Source organism: Kibdelosporangium aridum, from assembly GCF_900176515.1.
GTDB classification, from domain to species: Bacteria; Actinomycetota; Actinomycetes; order Mycobacteriales; family Pseudonocardiaceae; genus Kibdelosporangium; species Kibdelosporangium aridum.
The window spans coordinates 57,869-69,036 of record NZ_FWXV01000015.1 but is presented as its reverse complement, the minus strand read 5'-3'; the positions used below and the strand labels follow the sequence as shown (position 1 = coordinate 69,036).

The following is an 11,168-nucleotide window of genomic DNA, read 5'->3' as shown; positions in this document are numbered from 1 at the left end:
GAAACTAAAGCGCTGTGCGCTCACCGTCAACGACAGTTTCCGGCTTACGTCAGGCGCGCCTCGATCGCCTCGATGATCTTCGGGCGCAGTTCGGCGGCGCTGATGACCGCGTCCACCGAGCCGACCTCCACGGCGCGTTGGATGTTGTGGATGCGGTCGAACTCCGCGGCCACCTCGCCGACCTTTTCCGCGCGGACGGACGAACGAAGCTCGTCGAGCTCCGCGGTCAGTGCCGCGCGATCAGCGCCCGAGGCCGCCGCGATGCGGGCTTCGAGCTCGCGGACGCGGGGATCTGCCGCGGTGCGGACGTTCACGTCACCGGCGAACACCACCGCCGCCGCTGGAGCGCCACCGAGTACTGAGGCGAATGAGCCTTCCAGTGCCAGTACGGTCATGTTCGGGTTCAGTGCCTTGGAGAACACCACGAACGCGCCGCCGTGGTACCGGGAGATCACGCAGAACACGATCGGGCCGCGGAAGTTCACGATCGCCCGGCCGATTTCCGCGCCGTACTCCAACTGCAGCTTGCGCATCGACTCAGGGGAACCGTCGAAGCCCGACAGGTTCGCCAGCACCACCAGCGGACGGTTGCCGCTGGCCGCGTTGATCGCCCGCGCCGCCTTCTTCGACGACCGGGGGAACAGCGTGCCCGCGGTGTAGGCGTCCGGGCCGTCGGTGGGCGGGAAACCGCGGCGCGGCACCGAACGCGACTCGATGCCGAGCAGGCACACCGGGATGCCGCCGAGGTGCACGTCCTGCACGGCCGCGGTCTCCGCGTCGGCCATGCCCGCCCACCGCTCCAGCACCGGGTGGTCCTGGTCGGACAGCGCACGCATCACAGTCCGGATGTCGAACGGCTTCTTGCGGTCCGGGTTCGCCGAAGCGGAGAAGATCTCGCCGACCGTGGTGAAGTCGCTGCCCGCCACGTTGTGCGGGAAGTCGGAGATGTCCCGGTTGACCGGGTCCTTCGTCTTGGCGCGGCGGGGTGCGTCCTCACCGGGCGCGACGTACGTGTGGTCGTAGTGTGACATCAGCACGTCACGCGCGGAGGCCAGGTCCGGCGCCCAGTACTGCGCCTGCCCGTTCGGGCCCATCACCCGGTCGTAACCACCGATGCCGAAGTTGTCCTCGGCCGACACGCCACCGGAGAAGTCGAGCGCCTGCTTGCCGGTCAGCACCATCGCGGAGTCCGGCGTCATCACCAGGACACCCTTGGTGTGCATGAGCATTGTCGCTTCGGCGTTCCAGTACGGCTGGGCGCCGACGTTGATGCCGTTGACCACGATGTTGATCTCGCCGCCGTCCTGGGTGAACTCGACGATCCGCTTGAGCGCCGCGGCCACCCAGTCCATGTTCTCGGTACCCGATTCCATCGAGATACGAGCACCCGAGGACAGCGCGTACCACTCCACCGGAACGCGCATCCGCTCAGCGAGGTCGAGCGCGGCGATCACGCGACGGCACTCGGGTTCGGACAACGCACCGAGCGACTTCGTCGGGTCACCGAGCAGCACGACGCGCACGACGCCCTCACGATGACGCTTGGTCTTCGTGGTGACCACCCCGGCGACGATCGCGGCGCTGTTGCGTCCCTTGGGCCGGTCAACAGGCACCAGCGCGTTGTTCTCGTCGAGGTCGTGCTCGACGAACTCGCCCAGCAGGTTGGTCAGCTCGTACGGGTACACCGTGTTACGGCTGCTCGCGCGCAACACCTTCAGCCGGTAGTCGTCCAGCGGTTCGACCAGGTCGGTCGGCGGCTCGCCGACGGTCAGCTCGATGCCGCCGGTGACGTTGAAGACGATCCGCACCGAGCTCTTGCTCAGCTCACCGGTCTTCTCGTCCCGCTGCCGTGCGATGAACAGGATTTCCTCAAGCCCGGCGCCCGCCGTGGTCGGCAGGACACGCTTGACGATCATCTCCAGTTCGGCGCGGGTGATCTGGCTCGGCGGCCAGACGTACACCACGATCCTGTTGGTGTTGAAGCGTTTCTTCGACGGCCGCCGTGCCTGCGCGTTGCGGATCGAGTCCAGGCACGTGGCGATGATGTCCTCGGCGGCAGGCAGTGCGACCAGCCTGCCGTCGTGCTCACGCAGCTCGGTCAGGTTACGCACCTGGGCGAACGCCACGAGCCGGTCGTCCGACGGGTTTTCCCGCGCCACGCACTGGAAGAGGTAGACCTCTTCGTCCGAGGACGGCAACCGGGTGAGGTCGAACTTGCTGAGCCGTTCCATCTGCATCCGCTGTGCGATGTACGGGTGCAGCCCACGGATCAGCCGTTCCTCGGTCATCCCGGCGGCCGACGGGCGGAACGTGACGTGGTGGTGCATGACCGCGCCACCCGCGCCCGCGATCGTCGTGGTCAGCCTGCGGACCTGCTCGGGCAACGGGTGCGCGCTGATGACCTCGAGCAGCGCGGCGACCATCGCGTCGGAGTCCTCAGGCTGGTTCTCCCACGCGACATAGATGTCGGCGTCGATAGCGGTCGTGCTGCTGGCCAGCTCCGCCAAGCCGCTGAGTGCGCTGCCCAGCGCGTCGAAGGCGACCGCGGAGGAGACCAGCGACGAACCTTCGCGCTCGGCGATCACGAACGTGCAGTCCGCGACATGGCTGGTGCGTACGCCGGTGAGGCCCTTGTTGCCGTAGTAACGCCGGGTCAGCACTTCCAGCATGACCGAGTTGTCCAAGTTGGCACGGACAAGCCGCTGACCGAGCACACGCACCAGCGGTTCGGTGCTGCGAACCATCTCGGCGATGCGCTCGGCACGGTCCGGCGCCTGCGGGTTCGCGTCGAGGTAGCGCAGGTGCTTGCGGACATCGGCGTAGACACGGGCACGGTTGCGGCGAAGCAACGGCTGGCCGAACCAGGCGAACACCACGCCGCGGGCGAGGTCGGAGATGATGGGGAACCGCACCTGAGTCGCGGAGACCAGCCGCTCCAAGGCGAGACCGGCGGGCTCACGCAGCGTCTCGTCCGGCGGCGGCTCCTGCAACCACGAACGCAGCAACCTCGTGATGACCGTGGCGTCAGCGGACGCGCGTTGCTGTGCGAGGAAAATCCGGAACACCGCGGCTTCGAGTTCGCCGGTGCGCTCCAGTTCGCCGACACCGTAGTGCCCGAGCGCCTTGGAAAGCTTGGCCTGGAAGGACTCCGGCAGCCCGGCCCGTTCGACGTCCAGGCTCTGCAAGTAGGTGTGGAAGTACTCGCGGGCGCTGTGCACGTGCGAGTCGTCCGGGGCGTCCTCACCGGACGGCCGGTTGCGGCTCAGCTCGGCCAGATCCGCGAACACGCCGATGAGCTCGAGCTCCTCGGCCAGCGGCCGGTGTCCGTCCGCAATGGACTCCTGGCGCGCGGTGTAGTAGTCGTCGAGCACCCGGAGTTCGTCGTGCGGGTCGACATCGAAACCCAGCAGCAGCCCACGCAGGCCCTCCAGGCCACGCGCGGCGCGTTCCCACACGGGCACCGTCTCAGGCGCAGCGGGCAGATCCAGCTCGACGGACTCCGTCTGCGAAGTCTCGTCGGCGTCGGTGTCGGCGAGCGGTTCAAGCCGCAGCAACGGCGCGCCCGTACCGACCTGGCTGCCGACGGAGACGACGCATTCCTTGAGCCGTGCCTTGAACGGCGCCCGCAGCACCGTTTCCATCTTCATGCTTTCCAGCACGAGCACCGGCGCGCCTGCCTCAACCTCGGCACCGACCTGCACCGGCGTCGCGACGACGAGCGCGGGCGCGGGGGAGCGAACGACACCGCCTTCGTCACGGCTGACGCGGTGCGTCACGCCCTCGACTTCGACAAGGTGGATCGGTCCGTGCGTGTGGGTGAGCATGCGATAACGCGTGCCGTCGACGACGATCCGGCCGGTGTGCTCGTCGAAGCGCTCAAGCTCGACATCGACAGCGCGGACGTCCTCACCCGCTTCGATACCGACGCGGAAGCGATGCGCGCTGACGCGCGCGACCCGCACGCGGTAGCCAACCCCGCGCAGTTTGAGGTCCAGCGGCCGGCCGCTTTCGTGCTGCACCTGCGGACGTCCGCCGAACGCGGTCGACAGCAGTCGCTGCTGCTCGACTTGCTCTTCGTCTTCGTACGCCTCGATCGCGGCCGCGGCGACGGCGACGGCGGAGTGCCGGTGCGAAACGAGCCTGCCCTCGCCGCGGACCCGGTCGATCCAGCCGGTGTCGGCGCTGGCGTCGATCACTTCCGGCTGGTCGAGCAGATCGAGCACGAAGCTCTTGTTCGTCGCACCGCCCTCGATGATCACGGTGGTCTCGGTCATCGCACGGCGCAGCCTGCCGAGCGCCTCGTCGCGGTCACGGCCGTAGGCGATGATCTTGGCGATCATCGAGTCGAAGTCGGCCGGGATCGTGTCGCCCTCGCTGACGCCGGTGTCCACCCGGATGCCGGGTCCGGCGGGCAGGTCCAGCCGCGCGATCCGGCCGGGGGACGGCGCGAAGTCGCGGTCGGGGTCCTCGGCGTTCAACCGCGCCTCGATGGCGTGGCCGCGCTCGGGCGGCGGCGCGCCTTCGAGCTTGCCGCCGGAGGCCACGTGCAGCTGGGCCTTGACCAGGTCGAACCCGGTGGTCGCCTCGGTGATCGGGTGCTCGACCTGCAGCCGCGTGTTGACCTCGAGGAACGCGAAAAGCTTGTCGCCGGGGTGGTAGAGGAACTCGACGGTCGCCGCGCCGCGATAACCGACCGCGACCGCGAGCCGCTCGGCCGAAGCCTTGAGCTCGGCCGCCTGCTCCGGGCTGAGCACCGGCGACGCCGACTCTTCGATGACCTTCTGGTTGCGCCGCTGCACCGAGCAGTCGCGGACACCCAGTGCCCACGCGGTGCCTTGGCCGTCCGCGATGACCTGGACCTCAACGTGCCGCGCACCGGTGACCAGGCGCTCGAGGAACACGATGCCGCTGCCGAAGGCCCGTGCGGCTTCTTGGCTGGTGCGCTCGTAGGCGTCGGCCAGTTCGGCTTCGCTGGTGATCACGCGGATACCGCGGCCACCGCCACCCGCTGTCGCCTTCAGCATCAACGGATAACCGATCTCGGCCGCGGCCTGCGTGGCGGCCTCGAGCGTCTCGACCGCGCCGCGGCTCCACGGCGCGACCGGCACGCCGACCTCTTCGGCGATCAGCTTCGCACCGATCTTGTCGCCGAGCTTGCGCATGGCGTCGGCGCTCGGGCCGATGAAGGTGACACCGACCTTCTCGCACAGCTCCGCGAACGCCGGGTCTTCCGCGACGAAGCCCCAGCCGACCCACGCGGCGTCCGCGTTGGTCTCGACCAGTGCGCGCTCCAGCGTCTTCAGGTCCAGATACGGGCGCGCGGACGCGGGCCCGAGGTCGTAGGCGATGTCGGCTTCGCGCACGAATGTGGCGGTTCGGTCGACGTCGGTGTGCAGCGCGATGGTTTCGATCTGAGTCGCGGTCTCCGCAGCCAGGTCCCGGACGGCGTGGATGAGCCGCATCGCGGCTTCTCCACGGTTGACGATGGCGACACGACTGAACACTCGACCGAGCCCTTTCGCTGTTGACTGTGCGCACGCCACCGGACGGCAACCCCTCGCGCGCTGGTACAGCCTTTCGTCTACTGGCCGGTAACGAAATGTCGTCAGGGGATCATGCCGTGCCCCCGCCTTTGTAGGGATCCGCCAAAAAACGGCCGCGTTGAACCGAGCCAGACGGCTCTGAGTGCCCCCTATCACACAAAAATGCCGTCCGACTGTGTATCACCGAATAGGGGGACTCAGCTGTCGTAGTACGTGTTCGGCGGTTGGTTCCACTGCCTGGTCGCAGCGTCCGTCGCCCCGCGATCGCGCCGGACGACCAGCGCGGCCGAGGTGGCGCTGTTGATGATGATCGTGATGGCCAGCCCGATCGCCAGGTTGATCACCGCGGTCGCGACCTTCGCCCCCGGTTCGACGGTCAGCGTCAGCGGCAGGACGACCGCGATGAGCGTGGCGAGCACCATGATCCACGTGAAGAACTGGCGCGGCGTGGAGACCGCCAGGACGAGCAGGTGCATCAGGCCGGTGGCGAGCAACGCCGCCGCACCGGACAGCAACGCGTAGGTGAACGTGTTCGCGTTGCCCCAGACACCCTCACCTTTCGGCGCCAGCACAGGCACGTCGAGGATCCCTCTGGCGATCATGATGCCCACGATGGCGAGCAGTGCGGCGACCACCGCCGTCGCCAGACCGCTCGCCCACAGCCGTGCGGCGTTGACCCCAGGGCGTTCCATGTCGGCCATGACCCCGTCCCTTCGTGGTGACACTCTCGATTGTCACCCGGTTCGGGGCAGTCCGCTCGGTCAGCTGCCGAGGAACTTGGTGAGCTGCTCGACGACGAAGGCATGGTCCTCTGCCTGGGGCAAACCGGACACACCGACCGTCCCAATAGGACCGGTACCGCGCAGGACGACCGGGAACACGCCACCGTGGGCGGCGTAGAGATCCGGGTCCAGCCGGGACTTCTCCTCGAAGGTGCTGCCGGACTCGCGGTGCAGCGTGCCCACGTAGAACGAGCTGTGGCCGTACCGGTCGACGACTCGGGACTTGCGTTCGACCCAGGCGTCGTTGTCCGGCGAGGTGCCGGGCAGTGCGGCGTGGAACAGTCGTTGACCGTTGCGGCGCACCGAGATCACCAGGGGCAGCCCGCGCTCCTGCGCGGCCGCGAGCAGCTGCTGGCCGAGTGCGATCGCGGTGGCGTTGTCGAATCGGTCGAACTGCAGCTGTTCTTCCTGTGCTGCGAGCTCCTGGCTGGTGGTCAAGGCAGTCCTTCGGGTAGGTGACGGCCCCTTGATCCTAAAGGCCCGGCGTGCTGTTCAACCGGCGACGGGTTCGGCCGCCCGGGTGATCGCGGCGTGCGTCGGCGAACGTCTCGTCAGCGCAGGTATGCGGTCAGCCGGGCCCGGAGCGCGGCGACGTGGCGCAGTTTGATGGTGAACGTCGACGTCGGCGCGTAACCGGGAAGTGGGACGGGCAGCTGACATGGGCCGGTGACATAGACGAACGCTTCATCGGGGTCGTACCTGGGTTTCGACCAGGTTGGCTCGTTCCCCTCCGCCCGGTCGTCCTGCGAGGGCACCAGGCTCTCGTAGTCCGGCACTTTGGCCAGTGCCTGAACGAACTCGGGGAGGTCGGCCTGGGTGATGCCCAGGCCTCGGCCTGCCCAGACCCTCGGGACCGAATACCGGTCCGAACCGGTGTAGTCGAAGCTGACGATGTCACCGGCAACCGTGATCGTCCAGGTCGGTGCACCGGTGATGATGGCCATGGGTACCTGCTCCTTTCTCATCTGACCTAACTCAGAGTAGTCGATCATCGACCCGAATGGTACGTCCGCTTGGCGTAGCCGCCGCTATCTTGTCCACTATGGACAGCTGTTCGTCTGTGGACGGCGTACAAGTGCTTCCTTGCACGGGAAAGCCGCGTGCGTAGGGTAAATCCTTGTGACCATTGACAGTCCGGCCAGTCTGGGCGCGGCGTTACGCGGGCGGATCGCGCTGCCGGGGGACGAGGACTACGACAAGGCTCGTACCGGATGGAACCTCACGGTCGAGCACCACCCCGAGGTGATCGTCCTCGCGGAGGACACGGCGGATGTCGTCGAGGCCGTGCGATACGCGTCGCGTGCGGACCTGCCGATCGCGGTTCAGTCAACCGGGCACGGCATTTCAGTGCCCGCGGATGGCGCTGTGTACATCAACACCAGTCGCCTCGCTGGCGTGACCGTGGACAGCGACGCCAGGACTGCCCGTATTGAAGCCGGGTTGCGGTGGGGGCAGGTCATCGAAGCCGCCATCAGCCATGGCCTTGCGCCGCTGTGCGGCTCGTCGACCTACATCGGCGTCATGGGGTACCTCACCGGTGGTGGACTCCCGGTGCTGGCAAGGACGTACGGGTTCGCCGCGAACACCGTGCGGTCATTGGACGTCGTCACCGCTGATGGCGAGTTGCGTACCACGTCGCCTGAGCGCGAACCGGACCTGTTCTGGGCGGTGCGGGGCGGCAAGAGCAACTTCGGCGTGGTGGTCGCCGCGGAGATCGACCTGCTGAACCTGCCACGGATCTACGGCGGCAGTTTGTTCTTCGACGGCAAGCACGCCGAGCGGGTGCTGCCTACGTACATCGACTGGACGTCGACACTGCCGGACGAGATGACCTCGTCGATCATCTTCATCCGCTACCCGGACATCCCGATGATGCCCGCCGAGATCCGCGGCCGGTTCTTCACCACCGTGCGCATCGCGTACGCCGGCGACCCGGCCGAGGGCGAACGGCTGGTCGCGCCGTTGCGGGCATTGGGACCGGAGCTGGACGAAGTCGCGGACATGTCCTATGCGGACATTGAAGAGATCTACCACGACCCGTTCCGGCCGACCCCGGCCAACAACCGGTCCGCGTTGCTCACCGACCTCGACGACACCGCCGTCGAGAAGTTGATCGGCCTGCTTGGACCGGACAACGACGTCCCGTTCGGCGGCGTCGAACTGCGTCACCTCGGTGGCGCGCTGGCCCGCCCACTCACCCGGGACGCGGCCGTCGGCAGGCAGGACGCGGCGTTCCACATGTTCGCCAGCCTGCCCGCGCGGATGAACGCCACGCACTACCGGGAAAGGGTTCTCCGTACGCTGTCCGAGCTGGTCCGTGTGCTGGGGCCGTGGGACACCGGGCGGATGCTGCCTGGGTTCATGTTCAACGACGACACGACATCCGAAGCCGTTCGCCGGGGATACGCGGACGCGGACTACCAGCGGCTGGTCGACGTGAAGACCACGTACGACCCCCGGAACCTGTTCCGCGTCAACCACAACATCCCGCCGCGTTAGTCCCACTCCCAGCCGATACCGATCACACCGGGCTTGACGGCGCGTTCGGCGCGGTGCACCCACTGTCCGGAAGTGACGATCAGCTCGTCTTCGACGGTGACGGTCCCGTGCGGTTTGACCTGGGTGAATCCGTGCACACGGGCGGGCAGGACGTCGAACTGGACCCGCAACACGTAGACGTCGGCCGGATACCGGAAGCCGCGGCGGTAGTCGAAACTGGCCGCCGGTGCGGAAATGGTGATGGCGTAGTCGAAGAATTGGGTTTCACCGAATCGAAGCCGGCGATCGAAGAGCAGTTCCGCGGCGATCACGGCCGCCCCGGGGTGTCGTCGCACCCGGCCGAGACGGCAGTTCGCCACGGCTTTCACGGTGATGTCTGCGGAATCGGTGCCGGGTTCGGCGCAATAGACCGCGACATGTCTGTCCGGGCCGTCGGCGGTCGCCTCGACCACGAAACGGGTGTGCACGGACTGGATTGCCCGGCCGGCGCCGACCAGCACGCTGTCTTCTTGGCTGAACACGCGGAGTTTCGAGTCCGACGGGCCGATCATTGGCGTGACGGCCTCGGCCAGCGCGTCGGATGGCGCGAGAATCCCGTCGTAATCCCGGTCCCGTTTGGTCCAGCGACCGCGAGGCCGGGGCGGGCCCAGCAACGCGGCCAGCGAATGCCGGGGCATTCCCAGGATGTTCTCGATCGCGTGCACCGCCCGCAACGAATCGGCGCGTTCCGGCCGGCTGCGCCCCTGCTGCCAATAGCTCAGGCTGGTCACGCTGACCTGGATGCCGCGCTGGGCCAGCCGGTGGCGCAACCGGTCCAGTGTCAGCCCGCTGTCCTCGATGGCCGCTCTGAGCACGGAATGGAATTGCTCCGGCATACGTTCACCCCCGGTTGATTCTGTGAACGAACACAGTCTTCGCGCGCGTTGTTCATCTAACGCCAGACAGCCGCGCTGGTCACGGTCATTCACAGTTTTGAACCGGGTGTTCAAGGATTGCGGCTTGGCCGGGGCGAACGGCTTGACGCCGCACACTGCCCGGGTATTTCTTTCGTGCTGACCGGTCACTCCCTGCTCGTGTCCCTATCCCTGCTGGAGGACACATGTTTCTGGTCAGAGCTATGGTCGTGGTCGCATTAGGGGCGTTCGTTGTCACGCCCGCGGCCGCCGCCGCGCCCAGCTTGACGGACGAAGTACGCAAGACGATGGCGGCGAGCGACGCGCTTGTCGAGCCGAGCCGTACCCATGACGGCTGGGTCTTCGGGTCGAGCACCGTGCCATTGCCCGCGGACGCGCACGAGTCGCCGAGAAGCGCCTTGTTCGTGGCCCACAATGTCGGCAAGAAATGGCGGATCGGCCTGGAAGGCACCGCCGGTTTCGCCGAACTTGTCCGGCAAGCACCCCGCGAAGTGGTCAGCGACAGCGAAAAGGAGCTGTTCACCGGCGTCCAGCCGCTCGCCGAGACCGGGCTCGGGCTGCCGTGGCCGCAAGGTGTCGCCTGGTGGATGGGCGGCGGCCCGCACGGCAACAGCGGTCAGAGCCGGCCGTTCAGCTCGATCGACTTCAACGGCGGTGACGGTCGTGTGCTGTCCGCTGGGCCCGGAAAGGTCTACAAGAGCTGCATTCGTGGCCGTAGTGCGCTGGTGAAAGTCGTGCATGCCAACGGGCTCAGCACGACCTACTACCACATGTACGACCTCACAACGCTTCCTGACGGCTCGAACGTGCAGACGGGGACCTACCTCGGTCATATCGGCAACGAGCTGCCCTGCGGCGGGTCGAGCACAGGTGCGCACGTGCACTTCTCGTTGCTGCGGGGCAACACGCACATCAGCGTGAACAACCAGACCATCGGTGGCTGGACCTTCTACGAAGGCACTCAGGCCTACCGGGGTTACGCGATGCGCAACGGTGTGCGCGTCAACGTCGGCGGGCGCGTGACGAACTACGGACCCAGCTGACAGACGATCACAAGAATGTCGCAAGCAGACGGTGCGATGGTGCCTTGACGGTAGTGAAGGACCTCATGACTAGGGGGAATCCTGAACACGATCAGGCAGATCGCTGAAGAACGCCGCAGTCGCACCCAGCCGCCGCCCGCTCGCGCAGGCGAGCAGCGTGGCAAATGTGTGGGTGTGTACGAGGTGAGCGGGTTGCGCAAGGTTGCCCGCGTCCTGCTGGCCAGTGGGTTCGTCGTCACCGCGTATCTCGGCGCGAGCGCTGCGATACCGGAGGTTGGTTCGGACGTCGTTGTCGCTGGCGCCCAGGGTGGTGACTGTCCGGCTGGCACGTGCAAGGTGCAGAGCCCGGACCAGCCGACCACCCGCTATCAGATCGCCGAGTAGCCG

General features: G+C 67.2%; 8 protein-coding genes. 3 read left to right on the top strand and 5 right to left on the bottom strand.

The genetic code is table 11. The features are described 5' to 3' along the window. Positions 1–44 precede the first annotated feature (44 nt). The 4 genes from B9C43_RS49725 to B9C43_RS49710 form a co-directional block, all read right to left on the bottom strand. Positions 45–5,504, bottom strand: coding sequence for an ATP-binding protein (locus tag B9C43_RS49725; RefSeq protein WP_084434291.1), 5,460 nt, complete (start codon positions 5,502–5,504; stop codon positions 45–47). Between the two features lie 236 nt (positions 5,505–5,740). Then, positions 5,741–6,244 carry a DUF6069 family protein gene (locus tag B9C43_RS49720; protein ID WP_084434290.1) on the bottom strand — a complete coding sequence of 168 codons (504 nt, stop codon included), beginning with the start codon at positions 6,242–6,244 and terminating at the stop codon, positions 5,741–5,743. 60 nt (positions 6,245–6,304) lie between these two features. After that, a complete protein-coding gene (locus tag B9C43_RS49715) occupies positions 6,305–6,763 on the bottom strand; it encodes a heme-degrading domain-containing protein (RefSeq protein ID WP_084434289.1) in 459 nt (152 codons plus the stop codon). Positions 6,764–6,876: 113 nt separating this feature from the next. Next, positions 6,877–7,269: a hypothetical protein gene (locus B9C43_RS49710; RefSeq protein ID WP_084434288.1), complete on the bottom strand. Its 393-nt coding sequence runs from the start codon at positions 7,267–7,269 to the stop codon at positions 6,877–6,879. A 175-nt stretch (positions 7,270–7,444) separates the two neighbouring features. Between B9C43_RS49710 and B9C43_RS49705 the strand changes: the two genes are divergently transcribed. After that, entirely contained in the window at positions 7,445–8,824 is a 1,380-nt protein-coding gene (locus B9C43_RS49705; RefSeq protein ID WP_084434287.1) for an FAD-binding oxidoreductase, read from the top strand. Here B9C43_RS49705 and B9C43_RS49700 read toward each other — a convergent pair. Further along, a complete protein-coding gene (locus tag B9C43_RS49700; protein ID WP_084434286.1) occupies positions 8,821–9,699 on the bottom strand; it encodes a helix-turn-helix domain-containing protein in 879 nt (292 codons plus the stop codon). The two genes, B9C43_RS49705 and B9C43_RS49700, sit on opposite strands and share 4 nt — an antisense overlap. A 224-nt stretch (positions 9,700–9,923) precedes the next feature. Here B9C43_RS49700 and B9C43_RS49695 point away from each other — a divergent pair, with 224 nt between their 5' ends. Both B9C43_RS49695 and B9C43_RS49690 read left to right on the top strand, forming a co-directional pair. Continuing rightward, complete coding sequence (locus tag B9C43_RS49695; protein ID WP_084434285.1) at positions 9,924–10,781, top strand: M23 family metallopeptidase; 858 nt, start codon at positions 9,924–9,926, stop codon at positions 10,779–10,781. A 174-nt stretch (positions 10,782–10,955) separates the two neighbouring features. After that, positions 10,956–11,165, top strand: coding sequence for an uS12 family ribosomal protein (locus B9C43_RS49690; protein WP_084434284.1), 210 nt, complete (start codon positions 10,956–10,958; stop codon positions 11,163–11,165). Positions 11,166–11,168 lie beyond the last annotated feature (3 nt).

Excerpts from the sequence above, each read along its gene's own strand:
- B9C43_RS49695 (WP_084434285.1), top strand. The coding sequence starts at position 9,924 with ATGTTTCTGGTCAGAGCTATGGTCGTGGTCGCATTAGGGGCGTTCGTT.
- B9C43_RS49700 (WP_084434286.1), bottom strand. The coding sequence starts at position 9,699 with ATGCCGGAGCAATTCCATTCCGTGCTCAGAGCGGCCATCGAGGACAGC.
- B9C43_RS49720 (WP_084434290.1), bottom strand. The coding sequence starts at position 6,244 with ATGGCCGACATGGAACGCCCTGGGGTCAACGCCGCACGGCTGTGGGCG.
- B9C43_RS49710 (WP_084434288.1), bottom strand. The coding sequence starts at position 7,269 with ATGGCCATCATCACCGGTGCACCGACCTGGACGATCACGGTTGCCGGT.